Source organism: Streptomyces sp. NPDC026659, assembly GCF_040638245.1.
In the GTDB taxonomy this organism is placed as follows: Bacteria; Actinomycetota; Actinomycetes; order Streptomycetales; family Streptomycetaceae; genus Streptomyces.
The window spans coordinates 880285-905766 of record NZ_JBEZXY010000002.1 but is presented as its reverse complement, the minus strand read 5'-3'; the positions used below and the strand labels follow the sequence as shown (position 1 = coordinate 905766).

Here is a 25482-nt window from a genome sequence, read left to right as displayed (position 1 = left end):
CAATGGCGGACGCCAAGGTCATTCCGTTCGACGACGACCGTTCCCGGGGAAGCTCCACAGGCCGCCCGCAGCGGCGCCGGAGCATGGGCGGCAGGCCGGCCGGGGCCGGTGAGAGCGCGCCGGTCCAGCCGCTGCCGACGCGGGCCGTGCCCGAGGAACCCACGGGGGAGCCGCAGGGCGGCGGCCCGCACGAGGACGACGGCGGCCTCGACCGCCGCATCGCGCGCGGCCTCTCCTTCCTGCGCCGCAGGCTCACCGGGGACTACGAGGTCGACGACTTCGGCTACGACGAGGAACTCACCGACCAGGTCCTGATGTCGCTGCTGCGGCCGGTGTACGACAACTACTTCCGGGTCGAGGTCAAGGGCATCGAGAACATCCCGGCCGAGGGCGGCGCGCTGATCGTCGCCAACCACTCCGGGACGCTGCCGCTGGACGGCCTGATGATGCAGGTCGCCGTGCACGACCACCATCCGGCCGGGCGGCATCTGCGGCTGCTCGCGGCCGACCTGGTCTTCGTGCTGCCGGTGGTCAACGAGCTGGCCCGCAAGCTCGGTCACACCCTCGCCTGCACCGAGGACGCCGAACGGCTGCTCGGCCAGGGCGAGCTGGTCGGGGTGATGCCGGAGGGCTTCAAGGGCATCGGCAAGCCCTTCGGGGAGCGGTACAAGCTCCAGCGGTTCGGGCGGGGCGGGTTCGTCTCCACCGCGCTGCGGCAGGGGGCGCCGATCATCCCGTGCTCGGTCGTCGGGGCCGAGGAGATCTACCCGATGATCGGCAACGCCAAGACGCTGGCGCGGCTGCTCGGCTTCCCGTACTTCCCGCTGACGCCGACCTTCCCCTGGCTCGGCCCGCTCGGCGCGATCCCGCTGCCGACCAAGTGGACCATCCAGTTCGGCGAGCCGATCCCCACGGACGGCTATCCGCCGGAGGCGGCCGAGGACCCGATGCTGATGTTCAACCTCACCGACCAGGTGCGCGAGCAGATCCAGCACACGCTGTACAAGCTGCTGGTGCAGCGGCGGTCGGTGTTCTTCTGAGCCGTACAACGGCTTTTCGTGCGACGGTGGGGCGCCCCCGCTCGGAAAGGGGCGCCCCACCGTCGTACTGTTCGCGGCTAGTTGGAGTCCTGGCTGTCGATGCCCAGGCCGGGCAGCAGGCCCGGCAGGAGCGGCGGCAGGGTGACGTCCGGCTTGGCCGACGGGGACTTCTCGGCGGACGGGGAACCGCCCTGCTCGGAGCCCGACTTGGGCGGGTCGAGCAGTCCGCCGGTGCTGCCGCCGAGCAGGCCTTCGTCCCGGGCGGCGGCCGAACCGCTGGGGCTGCTGCCCGGGCTCGCGTGCTTGCCCCCGGCGGTGGGGGTGCTGCCGGGCTTGCTGGGCCTGGCCGGGCTCTGGGTGCCGGAGGGGCTGGTCGGTGTGGCGGCGTGCTTTCCGCCCTGCCTGCCGGTGACGGGCGGCTGCGGGAGCAGGGACTCCAGCGGGGCCACCTCTTGGTCTATGGCGTCGAAGACGGAGGAGACCTGGTCCTTGACGTCCCCCAGCTGCACGGGCAGCTGGTCGCTCAGGCTCGCCCATGCCTCGCGGTGGGAGCGGGAGAAGGACGAGAGGGCCTGGATGGGGCCGAGGGACTTCGGGTCGGCCTGGTAGGCCGCGTGCAGCAGGCGGTGGCCCTCGGTGACGTCCTGGCGCATCCCGGAGAGGGTGCGGCGGATCTCACCGATGGACTCGTGGTCGAGGTGGCCGCCGCGGCCGCGCTCCATCAGCCTGCGGGCCTCGCCCAGCCGGGTGGACGCCTGGTCGAGGTAGGTCTGGCCGCGTTCGCCGTCGCCCTCGCTCAGGTAGTTCAGCCGGAAGTCCTCGATGCCGCGTTTGAGGCCGTACAGATGGTCACCGGGCAGGGCGTCGGTGCTGGCGGCCGCCACGCCGCCGAAGGCGCTCGCGGTGACACCGAGGCCGAGTCCGCCCGCCGTGAGTCCCTTGGCCAGCCGCGACCGGGGGCGCAGTCGGCTCAGTGGGCTCGCCCGGTGGGCGCCCCGGGACCGTTGCCCGGGCACCGAGGTGTCCGCGGCTCCGCCCAGGGTGCCTTCCTGGAGCATGGCCTCCATCGCGGCCACCAGCTGGGCGCGCTGGACGACCTTGACCTCGGGGTCGAGCTGCGGTTGGGGCAGCGCGCCGAGGTCTCTGGTCAGGGACAGCAACAGCCCCTGCTCGGAGGGGTCCTCGGTCGGCGGTGATCCCGCCCGTGCTGCGGACTGCTCGGCCGCCGTGTCCCGGTCGGACTGCTCCTCCAGGGCCTGGGCGAAGGCGTTCGCCCGCCGGTGCGCCGATACGTTCGCGATCACTGGCGGCACCTCCTCTCGTCATGACGGTCGACTCCTGTATCCCGCACAACGAGCGGCTCGGCACTTCGGTTACGGACGGCGGATGACCGGATCGGAAAGACAACTGACGCTTACGGAACGTGAGTTGAGCGGCGTTCCTGGTTGCGCAGCGTCAGCGGGCGTCGTCCGGCAGGAGCCGGGCGAGGGTGCGTACGGCACGGTACTGGAGGGTCTTGATGGCGCCCTCGTTCTTCCCCATCACCCGGGCGGTCTCGGCGACCGAGAGGCCCTGGAGGAAGCGGAGCGTGACGCACTCCTGCTGCTGGGGGTTGAGCCGTCGTACGGCGTCGAGGAGGGCGGCGTTGGAGAGGGACTCCAGGACGGAGTCCTCGGGGGAGCGCTCGACCTCGTTGGCGTCGAGCATCTCGCCGGTGGTGACCTCCAGTCGGAAGCGGCTGGACTTGAAGTGGTCGGCGACCAGGTTGCGGGCGATCGTCACCAGCCAGGCGCCGAAGTCGCGGCCCTGCCAGGTGAAGGTGCCGATGCGGCGCAGGGCGCGGAGGAAGGTCTCGCTGGTGAGGTCCTCGGCGGTGGCCTTGCCGCCCACGCGGTAGTAGATGAACCGGTAGACGGTGTCGCTGTACTGGTCGTACAGCCGGCCGAACGCTTCCGCCTCTCCGGCCTGGGCGCGTTCGACCAGGTCCATCATGCGGGCGCTGTCGCTGTCCGCCGCGGGGCGGCGGGCGGCGGGCGCGCCGGACGACGCGGTACGGCCGCGTCTGCCGACGGCGGCGCTGCCCTCGGCCAGTGCGTAGCACGGGCCCAGGGGTGCGCCGGTGGCGAGGGCGGGGACGGTGAGCGCGGTGGGGACGAGGCCGCGCAGCGTCTCTTTGACCGTTGCGACAGTTGCGCGCAGCGTAGCCAGGCCCGAGGCGTCAACCCCGACGTGTGGGTACACGGGACTCCCAGAGGCAGAGCTTCCATCACGTGCAGTACGGGACCGTTCACCCGTCGTAGCGACGGAGGGGTACCGGTTTGCGTCTGAGGAGAATAACGCTTCGTGTAGACCCTGCTACACCCAGTTGCTCAAATCGTCGATTACGTTGCTTCTGTTACCACTTGACGCCTTGTCGGCTTTCAGTTTCTGATCGTTTCCTGACCGAAAACCAGCCGATTCCTGTGAACCTGAGGCGTTTCCGGGGCGGGCGCACATAATCGGCCGACTTGAGAAACGATTCATCGGAAAAGCCCGGTCCTGAAGTGGTCAGGACCGGGCTTGGGGCTTGTCCGCCGGGGTCGGCGGCGACAGGGGGTCAGCGGCGACGCCGGGTGAGCGCGATGGCCGCCGCCGTGCCGCCCGCCACCGCGCCGACGCCCGCCGCCGCCGGGATGCCGACCTTCGCGGCCTTGCGGCCGGTGCGGTAGTCGCGCAGACGCCAGTCCTTGTCGCGGGCGTGCTTGCGGAGCTTGGCGTCGGGGTTGATGGCGTAGGGGTGCCCGACGAGGGAGAGCATGGGGATGTCGTTGTGGCTGTCGCTGTAGGCGGCGCAGCGGGAGAGGTCCAGGCCCTCGGCCGCCGCCAGGGCGCGTACCGCCTCCGCCTTCGCCGGACCGTGGAGGGGTTCGCCCACCAGGCGGCCGGTGTAGACGCCGTCGACGGACTCCGCGACCGTGCCGAGCGCGCCGGTCAGGCCGAGACGGCGGGCGATGACCTGGGCGATCTCCACCGGGGCGGCCGTCACCAGCCAGACACGCTGGCCCGCGTCCAGGTGGGCCTGGGCGAGGGCGCGGGTGCCGGGCCAGATGCGGCCGGCCATGTACTCGTCGTAGATCTCCTCGCCGATCGTCTCCAGCTCGGCCACCCGGTGGCCCTTGACGATGGAGAGCGCCGAGTCGCGCGCGTCCTGCATGTGCTCGGGGTCCTCGACCCCGGCGAGCCGGAACCACGCCTGCTGCCAGGCGAACTTGACGAGGTCGCGGGTCTCGAAGAACTTCCGCTTGTACAGGCCGCGCCCGAAGTGGAACAGCGCGGCGCCCTGCATCACGGTGTTGTCGAGGTCGAAGAACGCGGCCGCGCGGTCGTCGCCGAGTACCGGGAACTCCGGCTCGGCGGTCTCCGGCTCCGGCGCGTTCCGTGCGGACTTGCGGGCGGCCTCCGCCGAGGCCTCGCCTGCCAACACGCTCCGCGCGGTGGCGGAGCGCCTACGGGGGGTGAGCCATCCTAGAGCGGCCATGGCGTGAGCATAGCCATTCCGTGACGCCGCTTCGGAGCCGAGACGTTGGAAGGGCGTGAACTCTGCGCGGCCTTGTTGTTAAGGGGCGCACATGAGCGGAGTGAGAATGGGCGGCATGAGTCCCCTCTTCCGGCGCCGGCCCGCGCCCCAGGAGCGCCTGGTCACGCTGATCCGCAAGCCCGGCTGCCACCTCTGCGAGGACGCCCAGGGTGTGATCGAGAAGGTCTGCGGCGACCTCGGCGTGCCGTGGGAGAGCCGGGACGTCACGGAGGACCGTGAGTTGTACGACACGTACTGGGAGCAGATCCCGGTCGTCCTCGTCGACGGTGAGCAGCACACCTTCTGGCGGGTGGACGAGAGCCGCCTTCGTAAGGCTCTGACCAAGTAGTCCGCAGGCGTCCCGGAACACCCGGAACGTCGCTTAGGATCGGACGCCTGTTTGGTCTCGGGGGCGGGATTCGCGAGGAGTGTGTAGTTTTGCCCCCAGGTACAGCCCCGGGAAGAGGGCGCGTGACCCCGGTCACGTTCGCCGGGCAAATCGGACACCATCTTTGTGCACACGTTCACAAAGACATAGCCTGCTTTCGACGGGGCGGTCCGGGGACGCATGACCGCCAGCCCCGCTCTACCCGCAGGAGCACCGTGGCAACTGGCCGAACTCACCGACCGGCGACCCGCAGCCGAGGGATTCCCGAGGCCACTGTCGCCCGGCTTCCGCTGTACCTCCGAGCCCTGACCGCGCTGTCCGAGCGTTCGGTCCCCACGGTCTCCTCCGAGGAACTCGCCGCGGCCGCCGGAGTCAACTCCGCCAAGCTCCGCAAGGACTTCTCCTACCTCGGCTCGTACGGCACCCGCGGTGTCGGCTACGACGTCGAGTACCTCGTCTACCAGATCTCCCGCGAGCTGGGCCTGACCCAGGACTGGCCGGTCGTCATCGTCGGCATCGGCAACCTCGGCGCGGCCCTCGCCAACTACGGCGGCTTCGCCTCGCGCGGCTTCCGGGTCGCGGCGCTGATAGACGCCGACCCCGCGATGGCCGGCAAGCCGGTCGCGGGCATCCCGGTCCGGCACACCGACGAGCTCGAGCGGATCATCGAGGACAACGGTGTCTCCATCGGCGTGATCGCCACCCCGGCCGGCGCCGCCCAGCAGGTCTGCGACCGGCTCGTGGCCGCCGGGGTCACCTCCATCCTGAACTTCGCACCGACCGTGCTGACCGTCCCGGACGGCGTCGACGTGCGCAAGGTCGACCTCTCCATCGAGCTCCAGATCCTCGCCTTCCACGAGCAGCGCAAGGCGGGCGAGGAGCTCGCCGCGAACGACGGCGCGCTGCCCGCCGCCGCCGCGCGCGCCGCCGCCGGGCACGGGCACTCGGCTGAGCAGGGACCGGACGGGGACGTACCCGCGGTGATGCCCGCATGAGCCTCCTCGTCGTCGGACTGAGCCACCGCAGCGCGCCCGTGAGCGTGCTGGAGCGGGCCGCGCTGAGCGTGGACGCCCAGGTCAAGCTGGCCCAGGACACGGTCGCCGCCGAACCGGCCGCCGAGGCCGCCGTGCTCGGCACCTGCAACCGCATCGAGCTGTACGCCGACGTCGACAAGTTCCACGCCGGTGTCGCCGAGCTGTCCACGCTGCTCGCCCAGCACTGCGGGGTCGGCCTGGAAGAGCTGACGCCGTACCTCTACGTGCACTACGAGGACCGGGCCGTCCACCACCTCTTCTCGGTGGCCTGCGGCCTGGACTCCATGGTCGTCGGCGAGGGCCAGATCCTCGGCCAGATCAAGGACTCCCTCGCCCGCGCCCAGGAGCTGCACACCGCCGGGCGCCTGCTCAACGACCTCTTCCAGCAGGCCCTCAGGGTCGGCAAGCGCGCCCACTCCGAGACCGGCATCGACCGTGCCGGGCAGTCCCTGGTCACCTTCGGCCTGGAGCAGCTGTCCGTCGGCGAGGACGTCGAGACGTGGGCCCAGGGCCGCCGGGCGCTGGTGATCGGCGCCGGTTCGATGTCCTCGCTGGCCGCCGCGACGCTCGCGCGCGCCGGGGTCGCCGAGATCGTCGTCGCCAACCGGACCTTCGAGCGCGCCGAGCGGCTCGCGCAGATCCTCGCCGACGCCGAGGGCGCCACCGCGCGTGCCGTGCGCATGGACGCCGTCTCCGCCGAACTGACACGTGCCGACGTCGTCGTCTCCTGCACCGGCGCCACCGGCCTGGTGCTCACCGCCGACGCCGTCGCCGAGGCCCTCCAGGACCGTACCGGCGCGCCCGTCGCCGAGGTCGCGGACGGCGGCCGTACGCCCGCCGCCGAGGCGCCGCTGCCGCCGACCACCGTCGGCACCGAGGAGAACTGCCCGCTGGACCTCGCCGCCGTGCAGGGCGCGAGCGGCTTCTCCGTGCTCGGCGAGGCCGCCGTGGCCGGACTTGACGCGGCCGCCCTTGAGCAGCACGCGGCCTGGGTCGCGGGCGGCACCGTGGACCGGCGCGAGCAGGGCACCGGCCGCGCGCTCAAGGCCGTCGAGGACACGCGGGCCGAGGCCGGGCTGATCGACGCGCTCGCCCAGACCGCCGCCACGATCGGTCGCGTCCCCGAGCACCGCAAGCCCGAGCCCGTCGCGGAGATCCCGCGTCCGGCGCCCGCCGTCTTCCTGCTCGACCTCGCCATGCCCCGCGACATCGACGCCGCCGCGCACCGCCTGGCCGGGGTGCGGCTGGTGGACATCGAGTCGCTGGCCGAGGCATCCGCCGACGCGCCGATGGCGGCCGACGTGGACCAGGTCCGGCGTATCGTCTCCGACGAGGTCGCCGCCTTCGGCGCGGCCCAGCGGGCCCAGCACATCACGCCGACCGTGGTCGCCCTGCGCACCATGGCCGCCGATGTCGTCGCCGCCGAGATCGCACGGCTCGACGGCAGGCTGCCCGGCCTGGACACACGCCAGCGCGGCGAGATCCGCCAGGCCGTGCACCGGGTCGTGGACAAGCTGCTGCACGCGCCGACCGTACGGGTCAAGCAGCTCGCGGCCGAGCCCGGCGGCGCCGGGTACGCGGACGCGCTGCGCACCCTGTTCGACCTCGACCCCGAGACGGTAGCGGCCGTCTCCCGGGCCGTGGACAACACAGACGAGAAGGACCGACCGGCATGACTGACAACGCACTGAGGCTGGGGACCAGGCGCAGCAAGCTCGCCATGGCCCAGTCCGGGCTGGTGGCCGAGGCCGTGAGCCGGGTGACCGGCCGGCCCGTCGAGCTGGTCGAGATCACCACGTACGGCGACGTCTCCCGCGAGGCGCTCGCGCAGATCGGCGGCACCGGTGTGTTCGTCACCGCCCTGCGCGACGCGCTGCTGCGCGGCGAGGTGGACTTCGCCGTGCACTCGCTCAAGGACCTGCCCACCTCCCAGCCCGAGGAGCTGGCCCTGGCGGCCGTCCCGGAGCGCGAGGACCCGCGGGACGTGATCGTCGCGCGCGACGCGCTGAAGTTCACCGATCTGCCGCGCGGCGCCCGCATCGGCACCGGTTCGCCGCGCCGCATGGCGCAGCTGAACGCGTACGCCCGCGCCCACGGTCTGGACATCGAGACGGTCCCGATCCGGGGCAACATCGACACCCGCGTCGGATACGTGCGCGAGGGGCGGCTCGACGCCGTCGTCCTCGCCGCCGCCGGACTCAACCGGATCGGCCGGATCGACGAGGTGACCGACTTCCTGTCGGTCGACACGGTTCTGCCCGCCCCCGGCCAGGGGGCCCTGGCGATCGAGTGCGCAGCGGACAACGCTGCCCTCGTCGCGGCACTCGGCGAGCTCGACGACCCGTCCACGCGGGCCGCCGTCACCGCCGAACGGTCATTGCTCGCCGCCCTGGAAGCCGGCTGCAGCGCCCCCGTGGGCGCGCTGGCCGACCTCCTGGCCGACGGGCCGCATGTCAAGGAAATGCGCCTGCGCGGCGTCGTCGGCACCACCGACGGTTCGCGCACGGTGCAGCTGTCCACCACCGGTCCCGTGCCCCAGACGCACGAGCAGGCTACGGCGCTCGGTCGCGAGCTCGCCGCCGAGATGCTCGTCCAGGGCGCGGCCGGTCTGATGGGGGAGCGAGCACTTTGAGCCCCACCACCCTTCCCGCCGCCCGTCCGGAACACGGTCACGTCACCTTCCTGGGTGCCGGACCCGGAGATCCGGGACTGCTGACTCTGCGCGCCGTGGAGGCGCTGGGGAACGCGGACGTCCTGGTCGCCGAGCACGACGTGCTCGACGTGATCCGGACGCACGCCCGCCCGGGCGTCTCCGTCGTACCGACGGAGGTCTCCGCGGACGCGTCCACGGGTGCGGGCGCACCCCAGCTGACGGTTGTTGACGGCACGTCAACAACCGTTGGGGCCCCGGCCGCTGCCCGGGATGCCGCTCATCTTGTCATGGAGGCCGCGCGTGGCGGCAGGCGGGTCGTGCGTGCGGTTTCCGGTGATCCGGGCCTCGACACGGACGCCGCCGAGGAGATGCTGGCCTGCGCCCGGGCCGGGGTGCCCTTCGAGGTCGTCCCCGGTGTCGCGGCCGCGACCGGTGTGCCCGCGTACGCCGGTGTGCCGCTGCGGGACGCGCAGGGCGCGGACGTGCGCTTCGTGGACGCGCGTACCGCCTCCGCCCGCTGCTGGACCGAGGTCGGCGCCTCCGACGGCACGGTGGTCGTCTCCACCGCGCTGGACTCCGTCGCGGCCGCCGCGGCCGAGCTGGTCTCGGCGGGCCGCAAGCCGGACACGCCGATGACGGTCACCGTCGCGGGTACGACCACCCGCCAGCGGACCTGGTCGGCCACGCTCGGCACGATCGCGCAGACGCTGAAGCAGGCGAAGGTGCTGCCGTCCCCGGACGGCGGGCGCCCGGTCATAGCCGTGGTCGGTGAGCGTTCCGCCGCCGCCCGCCGTGACCAGCTGTCGTGGTTCGAGTCCAAGCCGCTGTTCGGCTGGAAGGTGCTCGTGCCGCGTACGAAGGAGCAGGCGGCGTCGCTCTCCGACCAGCTGCGCTCCTACGGCGCGGTGCCGCACGAGGTCCCGACCATCGCCGTCGAGCCGCCGCGTACCCCGCAGCAGATGGAGCGCGCGGTCAAGGGCCTGGTCACCGGGCGCTACGAGTGGATCGCGTTCACCTCGGTCAACGCGGTCAAGGCGGTGCGCGAGAAGTTCGAGGAGTACGGGCTCGACGCGCGTGCCTTCGCGGGGATCAAGGTCGCCGCGGTGGGCGAGCAGACCGCCGCCGCGCTGATCGACTTCGGTGTGAAGCCGGACCTGGTGCCGAGCGGCGAGCAGTCGGCGGCGGGGCTTCTGGAGGACTGGCCGCCGTACGACCCGGTCTTCGACCCGATCGACCGTGTCTTCCTGCCGCGTGCCGACATCGCCACCGAGACCCTGGTGGCGGGCCTGATCGAGCTGGGCTGGGAGGTCGACGACGTCACGGCCTACCGCACCGTCCGTGCCTCGCCGCCGCCGCAGGAGACCCGCGAGGCGATCAAGGGCGGCGGTTTTGACGCGGTGCTCTTCACCTCGTCCTCGACCGTCCGCAACCTGGTCGGCATCGCGGGCAAGCCGCACAACGTCACGATCATCGCCTGCATCGGCCCGGCGACCGCCAAGACGGCCGAGGAGCACGGACTGCGTGTGGACGTGATGGCCCCGGAGCCGTCCGTGCACAAGCTGGCGGAAGCGCTGGCCGCGTTCGGCACCAAGCGGCGCACGGCCGCGCTGGAGGCGGGCGATCCGGTGACCCGGCCGAGCGAGCGGCGGCCGGGGGCGCGGAGGCGTCGTACGACGACGTGAGGCTGAGCTGAGTGGAAGTGTGGCGGGGTGTTCCCTTCGGGGGGCACCCCGCTCGCTTTGTCAGACCTTGATCGCCCTGAGCGCCTCGGGCAGCTCGGTGACCCCCTCGTCCGCCAGGAAGTGGCCCGCGCCGGGGACCACCTGGGCGGTGGTGCCGAGCAGGGTGGCGAGGTGGTCGGTGTGGGGGGTGGGAACCAGGGGGTCGGCGTCCGAGCGGAGGACCGTGAGGCGGTCGATGTGGGCGGGGAGGGCGGTGAGGTCGCAGCCGCCGGCGATGTACGCGTCCAGTTCGGGTATCGCGGGCAACGGGTCCACGAAGCCGGAGACCAGGACCAGGTTGCCCAGTCGCCAGGGACCTTCCAGGGCGCTCAGGTGGCGCAGGACGGTGAGGCAGCCGAGGCTGTGGGCGACGACCGTGGTGTGGGCGCCGGGAGTGCCGATGGCGGCGCCCGCGGCGGTCGTCCAGCGGGCGGGGCCGGGGTTGTCCGTGTCGGGGAGGGCGGGGACGGTGGTGGGGATGCCGTGCTCCTCCAGGCGCTCGGCGAGCCAGGGGAACCAGTGGTCCCCGGGGGTGGCGCAGTAGCCGTGGATGATCGTGGCGCGGGGGTGTGCGGTCGTCATGGGGGAGGACGGTACGGGCTGACACCGGTGTGAGGGTCAAGCCGGGGAAGGCCGTGCGGCGCCCGTGTGAAGCGTCCTCGCGTCCGACATCGCGTCGGCAAAGGCGCGGGTCCGGCGGGCGTAGCGTAGGGGATATGTCGAAGTACGGTTCCTTTCCCGGTACGCGTCCGCGGCGTCTGCGGACCTCGCCCGTCATGCGGCGGATGGTCGCGGAGACGCGGCTGAACCCGGCCGACTTCATCCTTCCGGCGTTCGTCCGCGAGGGCGTGAGCGAGCCGGTGGCGATCGAGGCGATGCCCGGGGTCGTGCAGCACACGCGGGACAGTCTGAAGAAGGCCGCGCTGGAGGCCGTCGAGGCGGGGATCTCCGGGATCATGCTGTTCGGCGTGCCGGAGGAGTCGAAGAAGGACGCGCTCGGCACGACCGGCACCGACCCGGACGGCATCCTCCAGGTCGCCCTGCGCGACGTGCGCGCCGAGGTCGGCGACGACCTGATGGTGATGTCCGACCTGTGCCTGGACGAGTTCACCGACCACGGCCACTGCGGGGTGCTGGACGCCGAGGGCCGCGTCGACAACGACGCCACCCTGGAGCGGTACGCCGAGATGGCCCAGGTCCAGGCCGACGCGGGCGCCCACATCGTCGGCCCGAGCGGCATGATGGACGGCCAGATCGGCGTCATCCGCGACGCGCTGGACCAGATCGGCCGCGAGGACGTGGCGATCCTCGCCTACACCGCGAAGTACTCCTCCGCCTTCTACGGCCCCTTCCGCGAGGCCGTCGCCTCCTCGCTCCAGGGCGACCGCAAGGCGTACCAGCAGGACCCGGCCAACCTCCGTGAGTCCCTGCGCGAGCTGGAGCTGGATCTCGCCGAGGGCGCGGACATGGTCATGGTCAAGCCGGCCGGGCCGTACCTGGACGTCCTCGCGAAGGTCGCGGACGCGGTGGACGTGCCCGTCGCCGCGTACCAGATCTCCGGCGAGTACTCGATGATCGAGGCCGCCGCCGAGAAGGGCTGGCTGGACCGGGACCGGGCCATCCTCGAGACCCTGACGGGGATCAAGCGGGCGGGGGCGCGGAACATTCTGACGTACTGGGCTACTGAAGTGGCCCAGAAGCTGCGGTAGGCGTCCGCCGTGACAACGACCTGGCCCCGGCCGCCCCTCCAGAGGGTGACCGGGGCCAGGTGCGCCGTGGGTACAGTTCGGACGCCGTACGAGTGGCGCGTGTACCGGAGGCTGTGATCGTGAAAGCTGAGGACGTCATGAACTTCCTTGTCGATCATCGGGCCGCGAATGTCACGCCGGGGTACATCTCTGAGCAGCTTCTCTCGATGTCATGGATCATCGATGCCAAGGACTCTGCTCGAATCATCGAAGTAGGGAAGCAATGGCTTGGATCGGACGATCCTTTCCGGGTGGCCGTTGCGATCGGACTGGAGAACGGGACGTACCTGGTCGATTCCTGGGAAGAGATCGTCGACCTGGCGGAGCCTCTGAAGGAGAGGTTCCCTTCCACGGCCATGGAGGTGGACGCGTGGATGGTGCGGGCCGAAGCCGCGTATGAGAGGCGGAGGAAGGGCGCTTTCTTCGATCAGGGTGTTGAGGGAGCCTGATGGGTTCAGGTGGCTGAAAGACATGGACCCGATGGTGTGGGTGCTCGACCTCGCGGTCTGGGCGGTTCCCCGCGCCGTACCGGTTCGGTCACGGCTTGTGCCGGGATGTTGTGCGGGACTTGTGGACGGCGCTTGTACCGACTAGGCAGTGATCTTGCTTCTCCTCTGACCCCGACGAGAGTGAGCCCGTGTCCACCGCCCCGCCCCCTGAACGGTCCGACGAGCCCGATGAGCCCGTGGCCATATCCGACGAGCAGTGGGACGCGTTTCTGCGTGACACGGTCGAGGGCGGTGGGCCGCCGGGGCCGAAGGAGCCGTCGGCCCGGGCGCGGATGGTGGCGCGGCGGTTGCGGGAGGAGGGGGAGCGGGAGGCCGCGGCCGCCGCGGGCCGGCGGTTCGGCCGGCGTGGCAAGGCCGCGCAGGCGCCCGTGGAGCCTCCCGGCTGGCGTACCGGGCCCACCCGGCAGGAGAAGCGGCGCGGGCCTCTCTGGGCGGTGCTGGGTGTGGTGCTGGCCGTGGCGGTCTGTCTGATCGCCCTGCGGCCCTCTCTGTTGCTGGACCACCTACCCGGGGGGCGGGCGGGCGCCGGCGCCACGTCCTCGCCGTTGCCCAGTGCGGCTCCGGGTGACACCGACGAGGGGGCCACCCTCGCGCACCCCTTCCGCGGCTCGCCCGCGGAGTCATGGGACGAGGGTGCGGACGCGATCGAGTTGCCGGAGGCCAAGGCGGTCAAGGGCTTCAGCGAGGCCGATGTGGCGCTCGCGCTGCGGCTCACCAAGGAGTACCTCGTCGGTACGAACCTCGACCCGGAGGTTCTGCGCGGCGGGCGGCCCGACAAGGCGCTGGCGCTTCTCGATCCCAAGCAGCCGGGGGCGGTTCAGCAGATTCTGCGGTCGCTGCGCGACCCGGACGCCAAGAACGACCCCGCCATGTACGTCAGCCGCTTCGACTACGCGCGGGTGCGGCCGGCCGGTGACGTGGTCAAGGTGCGCGGCCACATGTCCTTCGCGGCGGGGCGCCCCGGCGAGGTGAAGGTGCATGCGGACTACACCTTCGTCTATCCGCTCGTGCGGCGTGGCTCCGGCGACGGCCGTGTGGCTCGTACCATCGTCCGCCGCGACGTGACGACGACGTTGCTCGATCCGGCCAAGTGGGTTTCCACCAAGGGCAAGTTGGTGGTCGGCTCGGTGTCCGTGTACAGCTACAACAACGAGTGCGACGTCTTCGACGGCTATCTCCACCCCGTCTTCCCCGGCGACGCCCCCACCGGCGCCCCGTCGACCGGTGACCCTCACGACCCGTACGACTGGAGCGGGACCGTGCCCCGCGACGACTGCGGCAGGATCACGCGCTCCTGAGGCGTTACGGCCACGTGTACGCCGCGCTCAGGTGTAGACGCCCATCCACAGGTTCTCGAACAGTTCGTTCCACGTGCTTTGCTCATCCCTGAAGGGCAGAGGGTCGACCTGACTGATGCCGGCCATGAGCGCCTCGACCTCGTTGCGTCGGTGGGCGTCGTCGTACTCGTCGTCGGAATCGGAGTGGGAGTCGATGTAGTCGAGGAATTCGGTCACGGTGTGGACGAGTGACGAGACATCGCCGTGGAGGGGAATGACCCGCTTCGTTCCCTCGGTGTACTGGTACAGGATTCCCGTTCGCGGGTCGATCGCGACCGAGTTCGTGAGGAATCCGCCGAGCTTCACGACGGTTTCGGCTCGATCGGGGTTCACCCATCCCTGATCGGCCTGCTCGGTGAAGGACCAGACGAACTCGGGATCGAACTCGGCGGGTGGGCCGAACCACAGGTCGTACGCGTCGGACGACGGAAGGCCGGTGCGGACAAGGAAGTCCAGCGTCGCGCCCTGGAAGCCGTAGGCGCGGGCTGTGGCTTCCGGAAGGCAGCGGACCTCGTCCACGAGAGCGGATCCCGTCAAGGTGTCGTGGTCAACGCTGAACAACATGCTGTCGGCCTCACTTGCCTCGTGCGGCCTTCATGGCCGCGCCGTCCGATTCCGTCATCATCCCAGCATCGAGGCCATGTCGGCCGTGCCAGTCGCGGAGGTTCCGGACGAACTCCTTGTGTTCGCGGTCCATCTGCGAATCCCGCTTGCCGTTGGCGTCCTTTGTCTGGTCGTAGCTGTGGGAGTGCGTCACGTCCATTTTCTCGTCGAAGTGCTGGGCGAGCCACTGGTCGCACCATGAGCTGGCGTCCTGGCACGGTTCTCGTTCGGTGTAGAGGGGGCCGATCCCCTTCTTGTTGCCGTGTTTGAGTACGGGATAGCCGATGGTCCGCTCCGAATGGACGCCTTGGCTGTGGCCGACCAGGATGAATCTGTTGCCGTTGCTGTCGAGGTAATGCGAGGCGGCGTAATTGCCGTTGCTGTAGTCAGCTTTGGCATACCGGGCCAGCTGAGTGGCGTGGGCGAGGTCGTTGGCCTCGTCCGGCGCGAGCCGCCTGGACCGCACTTTCGGGCCGCCGGACGCGGGCTCCTCCACCGGGTAGGGGTTCTTTCCTCCGTCGACCGACTGCCGGTAGCGCCATACCTTGCCGTCCTCGCGGACCACGTCCGGCAGGCCGGTCTCGTCACCCTTGACGCGGACCTTGCTCCCGTCGTGGTGGAGACGGTAGACGCTGCCATCGGCATTGAGGAGATACATCGGGGTCTTGCCGTCCCCGCCGTGTTCCGTCTTGATCCGCTTCACCCGGTCCTCGACGTCGAGGTCCGTTCCCTTGTGCAGGCGGGATGTCGCCTTGACGCGTTCCGGGATGGTGTCCCGGAGGTGTTTGCCGACCTTGACCATGGCTTTTTCACAGCCGGTCAGGGCGCCGTGGAGCATGGCGTCGAAGGGCTGGGTGAAGGCGTCGCGGCCTCGGGTGCGGCCGAAGGCGCCCCTGGCGCGGCCGAGGGGGGAGATGCCGGCCAGGCGGAGTTCGCTGCCGTGGGTCGAGAGTCTGCCCGCCCCGTGTTCGAACTCGTCGTGGTCGATGAAGAGGTCGGCGGCGGAGGAGCCTGCGCCGGAGGAGGCCAGGCTGAGGCCGCCGTCGCCCGCCGAGGCGAGCTTCATGCCGTGGTGGCCGTGGGCGCCGTCGCCGCCGTTCGGTACCGGGGGGAGGGAGAAGGCGTCGTCCACCATGTTCAGGACGGCGTCCTCGATCATCGCCTCCAGCTTGGCGTTGACCGGTTCGGTGACGCGGGCGATCAGCTCGTCGACGATCCGGTCCACGGCCTCGTCGATGAGGCGTTTGATCACTTGCCGCATCGCCGTGACCTCGGCGGCGCCGATGAGGGCGGACAGGCCGCCCGTGACGACCGCGAGGCCGGCCGAGATGCCCAACGAGCCCGCCATGATGACGAGTTCTGCCTCGGCCTTGGTCTTCATGCCGAAGATGATGTCCGCGACGATGTCGCAGGCGTCGGCGAACAGCCGGGCCAGTTCCGGGATCTTGTCGAGGTGGCCGGCCTTGACCTGGGACCAGTGTTTCTCCATCGAGTCGACGGCCCAGCCGTGCGAAGAGGCCAGGATGCGTTCCACCGACTTGTGCGCGTCCGCGCCGTGCCCCTCGAACTTGTCGGCGAAGTCCCGCATGGCGTCGGCCATTTCGCGGTAGTCGTCCTCGTCGACGTTCGGGAAGTTGATGCCGATGAAGTCCAGCACGTCGTCCAGCCAGCCAGGCAGCGTGTAGCCCATCCCCGCGACGCCCCTCATCCCCGTGATTCAGCGTATGAGTACGAAAACCCTAGCGAGTGAAGGCAGTTGACCCGCAAGAGTGTGCGGGTGTTCATGGCAGGGCTGTGACAAGCTCCATGAAGTGATCACGACGCCCCCGGATGGTGTACGCCCCGCCAGGTGGCATAGGCCCGTCAGATGGCGTACGCCCCCGTGCTCGGCCTTCCGTGCTCACGGGCGTACGGGGTGAGCGCGACGAAGCCCGCGCCGCGCACCGTGGTGTGGGGGCCGAGGTCGAAGGGGCTCACTCCCAGCTTGGCGGCCAGTTCCGGGGCGAGGTAGGGGGCGAAGTCCGTCCACTCCTCCTCGCCGCTCTCCTCGAAGGCGGCGCGTTCCTCGGGGAGGGGCTCGCCCAGCTCGTACTCGCTGTCCTCGTCCTCCCAGGTCCCGCTGCAGCGGCGTACGGCCGTGCCGTTCTCGGCGATCAGCCAGCCCGAACCGCCGCCCTGATCGCCGAAGTAGTAGGCGTGGGCGCGCCCGTAGCGGATGCTCAACTCCGTGACGAGACGCAGCACTTCATCCGCCCGCTCCTCGTCGGTGGGGCTGCACCAGGGGCCCAGGACCAGGGTCCAGCCGTCCACTTCCGGGGTGACGTAGACCCTGCCGTACTCGGCGCCGTCATGGCTGTCGTGGGCGCCGATCTCCTGTCCCAGCTCGAACGTCGCGGGCCGGGCTTCGTAGAGGCCGAGCAGTTCCGCGATGCCCCGCTGGTCACCGCCGGGTACGGCGATCCAGGAGGTGAAGCACACGTCCAGGGACCGGGCTTGGTCGTCGAGCAGCTTGATCCGTATCAGCCGGTCCACGGCGGCCCGGTCCGCCGCCGACAGGGCCTCCTCGCCGCCCAGCGCGGCGAGCACGGACAACGCGGAGGCCCGGAGCCTGCCCGGTCCCTGCTCGCGGATGCGGCGCATGGGTTCCAGGACACCCGGGCCGAGCATGGTCAGCACCCACATGACGCGCTGGGCCACGCCCGGGTCGGGGTCGGCGAGCAGGGGGATCAGCGCGGCGATCAGCACGTCGTAGTCGACGTCCGGGTTCGGCTCCCGGCCGAAGGCCACCGAGCAGGCGGACTGGATGCCGTACGCGGCCGACCGGCGTACGGACGCGGCCGGATGGCTCAGCGCCGCGATGTAGCGGTCGACCGTCCCGAACGACGTGAACACGCGGCTGAGGCGGCGGCGCGACTCCTCGTCCGGCGCGGCGGCGAGCGCCGTCAGCACCTCGTCGTAGGCGTGCTCCGGAATCCACTTGACCAGCAGCCGTTCCATTTCCCATGTCTTCACAGGGGAGTTGACGTTCAGCAGCTCGTCGAGCAGGGGGCGTACCGCCGCACGGCCACCGGCGGTCAGTCTGACCCGTGCCGCCTCCCGCTCGTATCCGTCGCCCGTTGCCAGCGCCTTGAACAGGTCCATGGCCGTCTCCCCGCGTGAACTTCCGTTGTTCCGGAGCAACATGATCGTGCACGGCACTGACAGCGGCCGTATCCGCGAACTTCAGACGGCGGACAGCGCGATCAGCGACTCGTCCGTGCCGATCACGAGCAGGCCCGACCGGGTCACCGTCAACGCCCTTACCGCCAGGCCCGGATGGAACGTGCGGGGCGGGTCGTCGGAGTCCAGGGTGTGGTGTTCCACCAGGCCGTCGGACCAGGCGACGGCCAGCGCCGGGCCGTCCGGTGTCACTCCGGCGGCCAGCGCGGTCACCGGGCAGGCGCGGGCGGCCAGGGGTGTGCCGAGCGGGTCCGCCCGCGGACCCCACGCCCGCACCCGGCCGTCCAGCCCCCCGCTGTAGAGGAGGGGGATCGCCTGGCCTTCGGCCTCCGGCGGGACCGGCAGGTCCAGCGCCGCGAGCGCGGTCACGGGGCCCTCGTGCAGTACGGCATCGCGTTCGGTGCCGCCCTCCGGGGAGAGGGGGAAGGCGTGCACCCTCCCTGTCGCGTCCCCCGTCGCCAGTACCGTCCCGGAAGCCGCCAGTGCCGTGCCCGGGTGCTCCTTGAGCCGGGCGTTCACCCTCTCCAGCAGCCCTTCCAGGGGTGCCGGACCGTCGTCCAGTAGCGCCTCCAGGCCCTTCCGCTCGCGGACCGCGCCCGCGCGCAGGCGCAGGGTGCCCTCGGTGTCCAGGGCCAGCACCTCGCCCTCGGGGGCGGCAGCGAGGGCCTGGAGGCGGTCGGAGGACCGTGGCAGACGGCCGGCCGGGGTCGCGTCCTGCTCGTCGAGCAGGCGGACCGTGCCCTGGTGGTCGGCCACCAGGAGCTGCCCGCCCCGTACCGTCAGCGCCCGCGCCGGGCCCGGCCACGGCGGGCGCACGTCGTCGCGCACCCGGCGCCAGGCCATCCCCCACGCGGAACCGCCTGCCAGCGCCGCGAGGGTCTCCGGGTGGCGCGGGTCGGCCGCGTCGCCCAGGGCGGAGAGAAGGGTCAGGGCGCGCACGGAAGGGTCGCGCGCGTCCGTCAGGGACAGGCCCGCGCGCAGCCATGCCTCCCGCAGGCCCCCGTGAGACCCACCGGACCGTTCGAAGAGCCTCGTCACGTGCCACGGGTCGGCCGCGCAGATCGCTGTCGGGTCGTCCAAGTCGACGTGCGGCAGCGGGACTTCCGCTTCAGCGGCCGACTGCTCCGGCGCCTGCCGCGCCGCCCACTCGGCGTACCGGCGCGGGTCCGTCCACTGGTCCTCGTCCAGATTCATCACCGCTGAGCCGGTGGCCCTCAGTCGCGCACCGGCTTCCGGACGCGTCTCCACCACCAGCCGCACCTGGTCCAAGTCCAGCAGGGCCAGGGCGAGTTCGCTCACCGCCTCCGGGTCCTCCGCCGCGTGCAGATCCGGCAGGACCAGTACCGTACGGCGCCCGTCGGCGGCCAGCGCGGCCACCAGCCCGCCCGGTGTGTGCGCCGCCACCGACAGTTGCCGCGCCAGTGTCCAGGTCGCCGTCAGCGCGGACTGTCCGGCCAGCGGCACGAACCCGTGCACCCGCCGTTCCGCCCGCGTGTCCGGGCGCGTGCCGTGGCCCACCAGCCAGGCCAGTAACGTCGACTTGCCGCCGCCCGCGCCGCCCGTGACCAGGCAGAGTCTCGGCGCGTCCGGGTCCGCAAGCCAGGACAGCAGTGCGGCGGCGGCCGGTTCACGGCCCGCGGCAGGGCGCGACCAGTGGTCCATCGTGCGCTCCCCCTCTCGCACCGGAGTCAGCCGCGTCCGCCGTGTTCCGCCGCGTACGTGATCAGCTCCTTGAGCCCCTCCTCGCGGGACCCGGCGGTGTCGCCGTAGTCGAAGCTGTGTGTGAACTCCGCGTGCGGGAAGGTCGCCTGGAGCCAGACGGCGCAGTAGTGGCCCGGCATCATGCAGGGCTCCAACTCGCAGTAGACGCGGCGGACCTGCTCCGGGGTGACGCCCTGGGCGTGCAGGGTGTGCCAGACCAGTTCCTCGGGGTGGGGCAGGCCCGGACCGGTCGAGTCGGTGGCGATCTGCTTGGCGCCGGACGCGTCGACGTACTCGAAGGCGGCGGAGAAGGGGAAGTTGAGGGTGTGGCGCACGTCGTCCAGGACCTTCGGCCACCAGCTCTCGCGCTCCGCGAAGGCGTCGGGGTCGATCTGCCGCAGCTCGGCGTCGAGTTCGCGGAACGCGGCGGCGGCCACGGGGAGACTGGCCGAGGCGGCGATCACCGGGAGCCTGCGGTCGAGCGCGGCCAGACAGGCGTCGAACTCCGGGATGCCGGAGCTGACGAACATGTCGTCCTCGCCGAGCCCGAGGAACACCGCCTGGACCGCGCCGTCCGGCCGTACGCACAGGTGCGCCAGCGGGTCGGTGCCGATCCGCAGCCAGTCCTCCTGCCCGGCGGGCGCGCGCAGCCCCTGGTGCCCGGCGAACATCCCCAGCGTCAGCCCGTCGGTGTCGCCCGCCGCCGTGAAGTACGGCGTCACGTGCAGCGGAACCCCGGTGTCCGTCAGCGCCTCGCGGGCCGCCTCCGGCAGCCGTGTCCCGTACGAACCGGGGAGCTGGAACCGGCGCATACCGTCCGGGCCGAAGTGGTCCGTGGACGGGTCGGGAACGCGCTCGGGCATCGGGCACCTCTCGGTCGGTGGGGAGCGGTCACTCCCCACCGACCTTAAGGGGTCGGACGTCAGAGCTTCTCGGGCGTGCGGATGCCGAGGAGGGCCATGCCCTGGTGGAGGGTGCGGGCCGTGACGTCGCACAGGAAGAGGCGGTTCTCGACCTGGGCCGGCGTCTCGGCCTTCAGGACCGGGCACTTGTCGTAGAACGAGGTGTACAGGGAGGCCAGCTGGTACAGGTACGCGGCCAGCTTGTGCGGGGCGTACTCCGCGGCCGCCTCCGCGGCGACCTCGCCGAAGGAGTCGGCGTGCAGGCCCAACGCCCGCTCGGCGTCGGTCAGTTCCAGCTCCGGATGCGCGACCGGGCGGACCTCGCCCGCCTTGCGCAGGATGGACTGGATACGGGCGTAGGCGTACTGGAGGTAGACGGAGGTGTCGCCGTTGAGCGAGACCATCTGGTCCAGGTCGAACTTGTAGTCACGGGCCGCCGAGGTCGACAGGTCCGCGTACTTCACCGCGCCGATGCCCACCTGGGCGCCGCGCTCGGCGATCTCCTCCTCGGAGAGGTCCTGCGCCTTCTCGCGCACGACCGCCGACGCCCGCTCGACCGCCTCGTCCAGCAGATCCACCAGCCGCACCGTCTCGCCCTCACGGGTCTTGAACGGCTTGCCGTCCTTGCCGAGGACCGTGCCGAAGGCGAGCTGGTGCGCCTTGACCCGGTCGTTCAGCCAGCCGGCGCGGCGGGCGGTCTCGAAGACCATCTTGAAGTGCAGGGACTGCCGGGCGTCCACGACGTAGATGATGCTGTCGGACTTCAGGTGGAAGACACGGTCGCGGATCGCGGAGAGGTCGGTGGCCGCGTAGCCGTAGCCGCCGTCGGACTTCTGGACGATCAGCGGAACCGGGTTGCCGTCCGGGCCCTTGACGTCGTCGAAGAACACGCAGAGCGCGCCCTCGGAGCGGACCGCGACGCCGGACTCCTCCAGGAGGCGGCAGGTCTCGGCCAGCATGTCGTTGTAGCCGGACTCGCCGACCACGTCCGGGTCCTGGATGTCCATGTCGAGCTTGTCGAAGACCGAGTAGAAGTAGATCTTCGACTCGTCGACGAACCGCTGCCACATGGCCAGCGTCGCGGGGTCGCCCGCCTGGAGGTCGACCACCCGGCGGCGGGCCCGCGTCTTGAACTCCTCGTCGGAGTCGAAGAGCACCCGCGCCGCCTTGTAGAGGCGGTTCAGGTTCGACATGGCCTCCTCGCCGGAGACCTCGGTGACCTCGGCGGCGGAGGACTCCTTGTGGTCCAGCTCGTGCGGGTGCTCCTCCAGGTACTGGATGAGCATGCCGAACTGGGTGCCCCAGTCGCCGATGTGGTGGCGGCGGACCACGTTCTCGCCGGTGAACTCGAGGAGCTGGACGACCGCGTCGCCGATGACCGCCGAGCGCAGATGGCCGACGTGCATCTCCTTGGCCACGTTCGGCTGGGCGTAGTCGATGACCGTGGTGCCCGGGTGCGCGGCGAGCGGCACGCCGAGACGGCCGGTCTCGTCCGCGTAGCGCGCGGCCAGGTTCGAGGTGATCGCCTTGTCCGCGACGGTGATGTTGAGGAAGCCGGGGCCGGAGACCTCGACGTCCGCGATCACGTCCCCGGTGACGATCCCGGACACCACCTGCGTGGCCAGCTCGCGCGGGTTCGCCTTCGCCTTCTTGGCGAGCGCCAGGATCCCGTTGGCCTGGTAGTCGGCCCGGTCGCTTCGTCGCAGCAGCGGGTCCGCACCGGCGGCCTCCGGCAGGGCGGCCGAGAGGGCGGAGGCGAGGTGCTGCTGGACGGAGTCGCTGAGGGACGTGACCGAGGCCATAGGAAGGGGTGCCGTTCTCCTCGTGGGAATGGATAGACCGGCCCAGTATCCCATGGGAGGTAAAGCCGTTTTTTCGCGCGCGGGGCCGTCTGGGATTATGAAGAGGAGGCCGGCGGACGAGCGACCGCCGGACCGCCAACACTCCGAACCGAAGGACGTGCCGATCGTGGCTCAGAGCCCCGAGACCACCGACTGGGTCTCCCGTTTCGCGGACGAGGTCATCGAGGAGTCGGAGCGTCGGGCCCCCGGCAAACCGGTCGTCGTCGCCTCCGGGCTCTCCCCGTCCGGCCCGATCCACCTGGGCAACCTGCGCGAGGTCATGACCCCGCACCTGGTCGCGGACGAGATCCGCCGCCGCGGGTACCAGGTCCGCCACCTGATCTCCTGGGACGACTACGACCGGTACCGCAAGGTCCCGGCCGGTATCGCGGGCGTCGACGAGTCCTGGGCCGAGCACATCGGCAAGCCGCTGACCTCGGTCCCGGCGCCGGAGGGCTCCTCGTTCCCGAACTGGGCCGAGCACTTCAAGTCCGCCATGGTGGACGCGCTCGCCGAGCTGGGCGTGGAGTTCGACGGGATCAGCCAGACGGTGCAGTACACCTCGGGTGTCTACCGCGACCAGATCCTGCACGCGATGAAGCACCGCGGTGACATCGACGCGATCCTCGACCAGTACCGCACCAAGAAGGCCCCGGGGAAGAAGCCGCAGCAGAAGGCGGTCGACGAGGCCGAGCTGGAGGCCGAGGAGGGTTCCGGCGCGGCCGCCGAGGACGACGGCAGCTCCGGCTCCGCCGGGTACTTCCCGTACAAGCCGTACTGCGGCGAGTGCGGCAAGGACCTCACCACCGTCACGTCGTACGACGACGACACCACCGAGCTGTCGTACACCTGCACCGCCTGCGGCTTCGCCGAGACCGTCCGGCTCAGCGAGTTCAACCGGGGCAAGCTGGTCTGGAAGGTCGACTGGCCGATGCGCTGGGCCTACGAGGGCGTGATCTTCGAGCCCTCCGGTGTCGACCACTCCTCGCCGGGCTCGTCCTTCCAGGTCGGCGGCCAGATCGTCGGGATCTTCGACGGCAAGCAGCCCATCGGCCCGATGTACGCGTTCGTCGGCATCTCCGGCATGGCCAAGATGTCGTCCTCGCGCGGTGGCGTGCCCACCCCGGGCGACGCGCTGAAGATCATGGAGCCGCAGCTGCTGCGCTGGCTGTACGCCCGCCGCCGCCCCAACCAGTCCTTCAAGATCGCCTTCGACCAGGAGATCCAGCGCCTCTACGACGAGTGGGACAAGCTCGCCGGAAAGGTGGAGGACGGCTCCGCGCTGCCGGGTGACGTCGCCGCGTACACCCGCGCCGTCGGCACCGCCGCCGGTGAGCTGCCGAAGACCGCGCACCCGCTGCCGTACCGCACGCTGGCCTCGGTCGCGGACATCACCGCGGGCCACCAGGACCAGGCGCTGCGCATCCTGTCCGAGCTGGACCCGGCGAACCCGATCACCGACCTCGCCGACGCCCGCCCCCGGTACGACAAGGCCGAGGCGTGGATCAACGCCTACGTCCCCGCCGACCAGCGCACGATCGTCCGCGAGGAGCCGGACGCCGAGCTGCTGAAGTCGCTGGACGACGAGGCCCGCGAATCGCTGCGCCTCCTTGTCGACGGCCTCGCGGACAACTGGTCCCTGGACGGCCTGACCCACCTGGTCTACGGCGTCCCGAAGGTGCGCGCGGGCTTCTCCGCCGACGCCACCGCCAAGGAGCTGCCGCCGGAGATCAAGACGGCCCAGCGGACCTTCTTCGCCCTGCTGTACCACCTGCTGGTCGGCCGCGACACCGGCCCGCGTCTGCCCACCCTGCTGCTGGCCGTGGGCCAGGACCGGGTACGGACGCTGCTCGGCGAGTAGGTCGCACGGTGACGTGAGAGGGGGCGCCCGGTGTGACACCGGGCGCCCCCTCTACGTATCCCCACGCGCCGCGTCAGGCGATGTGGTCCTCCTCCATCTCCTTCATGTGGCGCTGCTGGAAGTGCTCGGCCAGTCCCTTCGCCTCACCAGGCTCCATGGTGATGCCGTACGTGGCCTGTATGTCCTCGGCGAGCATCGGGCCCGTCGGGTAACTGCCGTCTATCGACTGCCGGAAGACCTGGTACAGGTCCTCCTCGTCCGGCTCCGGGACGCCGCCGCCCTCGCCCAGCTCACGGGTGCGGTTCGGGCCGACCGGGATCGGGAAGCTGCCCGTCTCCTCCGGGGAGGGCTGCTGGAACTGCTCCTGCGGCTGCTCCTCGTACCAGTCCCCGTACTGCTCGTCGGGCACGTACTGGGGGTCGGGGACCGGCTCGAAGGCCGGGTCGTAGCCGCCCTGGTACTCCATGTCGCCCGGCGCCTTCCCCTGGAACCAGGGGCTCTGCTCGTCGCCCTCGGGACCCTCGGGGCCCATGGGGAAGCCCTGCGGCTGCTGGAACTGCCCGGCGGGCGGCTGCTGTTGGAGCTGCGGCCGGCCCTGCGCCGGGACCCCCTGGGCCGTCGGGGCCGGCTGGAGTTCGCCCGCCACCGGCACCGGCTGGGACAGCACCTGCACCGGCGGAGCCACCACCGCCTCGATGCCCGCCGCCGCCAGGCCCGCCGGGGCGGTCTCCGCGAGCGGGACGCCGTAGCGCGCCAGGCGCAGTGGCATCAGGGACTCCACGGGCGCCTTGCGGCGCCAGGCGCGGCCGAAGCGGGAGCGCAGCCGGGCCTGGTAGACGAGCCGTTCCTGCTCCAGCTTGATGACCTGCTCGTAGGAGCGCAGCTCCCACAGCTTCATCCGCCGCCACAGCAGGAAGGTCGGCCCCGGGGAGAGCAGCCAGCGCGTGATGCGCACGCCCTCCATGTGCTTGTCGGCCGTGATGTCCGCGATCCGGCCGACCGCATGCCGGGCCGCCTCCACGGAGACCACAAACAGGATCGGGATCACCGCGTGCATCCCGACGCCCAGCGGGTCCGGCCAGGCGGCCGCGCCGTTGAAGGCGATGGTGGCCGCAGTGAGCAGCCAGGCCGTCTGGCGCAGCATCGGGAAGGGGATGCGCATCCAGGTCAGCAGCAGGTCGAGCGCGAGCAGCACACAGATGCCCGCGTCGATGCCGACCGGGAACACATAGGAGAAGTTCCCGAAGCCCTTCTTGAGGGCCAGTGCGCGGACGGCCGCGTACGAACCGGCGAAGCCGATACCGGCGATGATCAAGGCGCCGGCCACGACCACGCCGATGAGTACGCGGTGCATCCGAGTCAGCTGAAG

Annotated in this window: 21 protein-coding genes; 10 read left to right on the top strand and 11 right to left on the bottom strand. The window is 71.1% G+C overall.

Annotated elements, in window-relative coordinates; all coding sequences use genetic code 11:
• Positions 1–2 precede the first annotated feature (2 nt).
• Positions 3–1040 (top strand): lysophospholipid acyltransferase family protein, encoded by a 1038-nt coding sequence (locus tag AB0E91_RS08810; protein WP_361777225.1) that lies wholly within the window; start codon positions 3–5, stop codon positions 1038–1040.
• 77 nt (positions 1041–1117) lie between these two features.
• On the opposite strand, the gene AB0E91_RS08805 is transcribed toward AB0E91_RS08810, so the two are convergent.
• The 3 genes from AB0E91_RS08805 to AB0E91_RS08795 form a co-directional block, all read right to left on the bottom strand.
• Positions 1118–2344: a DUF5667 domain-containing protein gene (locus AB0E91_RS08805; protein WP_361777222.1), complete on the bottom strand. Its 1227-nt coding sequence runs from the start codon at positions 2342–2344 to the stop codon at positions 1118–1120.
• A 151-nt stretch (positions 2345–2495) separates the two neighbouring features.
• On the bottom strand, positions 2496–3281 hold the full coding sequence (locus AB0E91_RS08800) for an ECF subfamily RNA polymerase sigma factor, BldN family (protein ID WP_361777219.1): 786 nt from the start codon (positions 3279–3281) through the stop codon (positions 2496–2498).
• A 355-nt stretch (positions 3282–3636) separates the two neighbouring features.
• Positions 3637–4557, bottom strand: a complete 921-nt coding sequence (locus AB0E91_RS08795; protein ID WP_361777217.1) for an HAD-IB family hydrolase — start codon at positions 4555–4557, stop codon at positions 3637–3639.
• A 106-nt stretch (positions 4558–4663) separates the two neighbouring features.
• Here AB0E91_RS08795 and AB0E91_RS08790 point away from each other — a divergent pair, with 106 nt between their 5' ends.
• The 5 genes from AB0E91_RS08790 to AB0E91_RS08770 all read left to right on the top strand — a co-directional run bounded on the left by AB0E91_RS08790 (position 4664) and on the right by AB0E91_RS08770 (position 10353).
• Positions 4664–4945 carry a glutaredoxin family protein gene (locus AB0E91_RS08790; RefSeq protein WP_361777399.1) on the top strand — a complete coding sequence of 94 codons (282 nt, stop codon included), beginning with the start codon at positions 4664–4666 and terminating at the stop codon, positions 4943–4945.
• A 254-nt stretch (positions 4946–5199) separates the two neighbouring features.
• Positions 5200–5979: a redox-sensing transcriptional repressor Rex gene (locus tag AB0E91_RS08785; protein WP_361777214.1), complete on the top strand. Its 780-nt coding sequence runs from the start codon at positions 5200–5202 to the stop codon at positions 5977–5979.
• A complete protein-coding gene (locus AB0E91_RS08780) occupies positions 5976–7694 on the top strand; it encodes a glutamyl-tRNA reductase (RefSeq protein WP_361777211.1) in 1719 nt (572 codons plus the stop codon). Before AB0E91_RS08785 ends, AB0E91_RS08780 begins: the two co-directional genes overlap by 4 nt.
• Positions 7691–8650: a hydroxymethylbilane synthase gene (gene hemC, locus AB0E91_RS08775; protein WP_361777208.1), complete on the top strand. Its 960-nt coding sequence runs from the start codon at positions 7691–7693 to the stop codon at positions 8648–8650. The genes AB0E91_RS08780 and hemC overlap by 4 nt, the downstream gene beginning before the upstream one ends.
• The gene (locus tag AB0E91_RS08770) at positions 8647–10353 is read left to right on the top strand and encodes a bifunctional uroporphyrinogen-III C-methyltransferase/uroporphyrinogen-III synthase (RefSeq protein WP_361777205.1); all 1707 of its coding nucleotides are present in this window, start codon (positions 8647–8649) and stop codon (positions 10351–10353) included. Before hemC ends, AB0E91_RS08770 begins: the two co-directional genes overlap by 4 nt.
• Before the next feature lie 60 nt (positions 10354–10413).
• Here AB0E91_RS08770 and AB0E91_RS08765 read toward each other — a convergent pair whose 3' ends face one another.
• A complete protein-coding gene (locus tag AB0E91_RS08765) occupies positions 10414–10974 on the bottom strand; it encodes an alpha/beta hydrolase (RefSeq protein ID WP_361777202.1) in 561 nt (186 codons plus the stop codon).
• A 134-nt stretch (positions 10975–11108) separates the two neighbouring features.
• Here AB0E91_RS08765 and hemB point away from each other — a divergent pair, with 134 nt between their 5' ends.
• The 3 genes from hemB (at position 11109) to AB0E91_RS08750 (ending at position 13947) form a co-directional block, all read left to right on the top strand.
• Complete coding sequence (hemB, locus tag AB0E91_RS08760) at positions 11109–12101, top strand: porphobilinogen synthase (protein ID WP_361777199.1); 993 nt, start codon at positions 11109–11111, stop codon at positions 12099–12101.
• 119 nt (positions 12102–12220) lie between these two features.
• Positions 12221–12589: a hypothetical protein gene (locus AB0E91_RS08755; protein ID WP_361777196.1), complete on the top strand. Its 369-nt coding sequence runs from the start codon at positions 12221–12223 to the stop codon at positions 12587–12589.
• Positions 12590–12777: 188 nt separating this feature from the next.
• A complete protein-coding gene (locus AB0E91_RS08750) occupies positions 12778–13947 on the top strand; it encodes a hypothetical protein (RefSeq protein WP_361777193.1) in 1170 nt (389 codons plus the stop codon).
• Positions 13948–13974: 27 nt separating this feature from the next.
• Here the strand turns inward: AB0E91_RS08750 and AB0E91_RS08745 are convergent, their stop codons facing one another.
• The 6 genes from AB0E91_RS08745 to argS all read right to left on the bottom strand — a co-directional run bounded on the left by AB0E91_RS08745 (position 13975) and on the right by argS (position 22213).
• Complete coding sequence (locus AB0E91_RS08745) at positions 13975–14550, bottom strand: SUKH-4 family immunity protein (RefSeq protein ID WP_361777190.1); 576 nt, start codon at positions 14548–14550, stop codon at positions 13975–13977.
• A gap of 10 nt (positions 14551–14560) precedes the next feature.
• Complete coding sequence (locus AB0E91_RS08740; protein WP_361777396.1) at positions 14561–16279, bottom strand: nucleic acid/nucleotide deaminase domain-containing protein; 1719 nt, start codon at positions 16277–16279, stop codon at positions 14561–14563.
• Between the two features lie 173 nt (positions 16280–16452).
• A complete protein-coding gene (locus AB0E91_RS08735) occupies positions 16453–17730 on the bottom strand; it encodes a hypothetical protein (protein WP_361777187.1) in 1278 nt (425 codons plus the stop codon).
• A gap of 81 nt (positions 17731–17811) precedes the next feature.
• The gene (locus AB0E91_RS08730; protein ID WP_361777184.1) at positions 17812–19470 is read right to left on the bottom strand and encodes a hypothetical protein; all 1659 of its coding nucleotides are present in this window, start codon (positions 19468–19470) and stop codon (positions 17812–17814) included.
• Positions 19471–19496: 26 nt separating this feature from the next.
• On the bottom strand, positions 19497–20372 hold the full coding sequence (locus AB0E91_RS08725) for an SUKH-4 family immunity protein (protein ID WP_361777182.1): 876 nt from the start codon (positions 20370–20372) through the stop codon (positions 19497–19499).
• A 59-nt stretch (positions 20373–20431) separates the two neighbouring features.
• Complete coding sequence (argS, locus tag AB0E91_RS08720) at positions 20432–22213, bottom strand: arginine--tRNA ligase (RefSeq protein WP_361777179.1); 1782 nt, start codon at positions 22211–22213, stop codon at positions 20432–20434.
• Between the two features lie 157 nt (positions 22214–22370).
• Between argS and lysS the strand changes: the two genes are divergently transcribed.
• A complete protein-coding gene (gene lysS / locus AB0E91_RS08715) occupies positions 22371–24113 on the top strand; it encodes a lysine--tRNA ligase (RefSeq protein WP_361777176.1) in 1743 nt (580 codons plus the stop codon).
• Positions 24114–24186: 73 nt separating this feature from the next.
• On the opposite strand, the gene AB0E91_RS08710 is transcribed toward lysS, so the two are convergent.
• Positions 24187–25467: a DUF2637 domain-containing protein gene (locus AB0E91_RS08710; protein WP_361777173.1), complete on the bottom strand. Its 1281-nt coding sequence runs from the start codon at positions 25465–25467 to the stop codon at positions 24187–24189.
• Positions 25468–25482 lie beyond the last annotated feature (15 nt).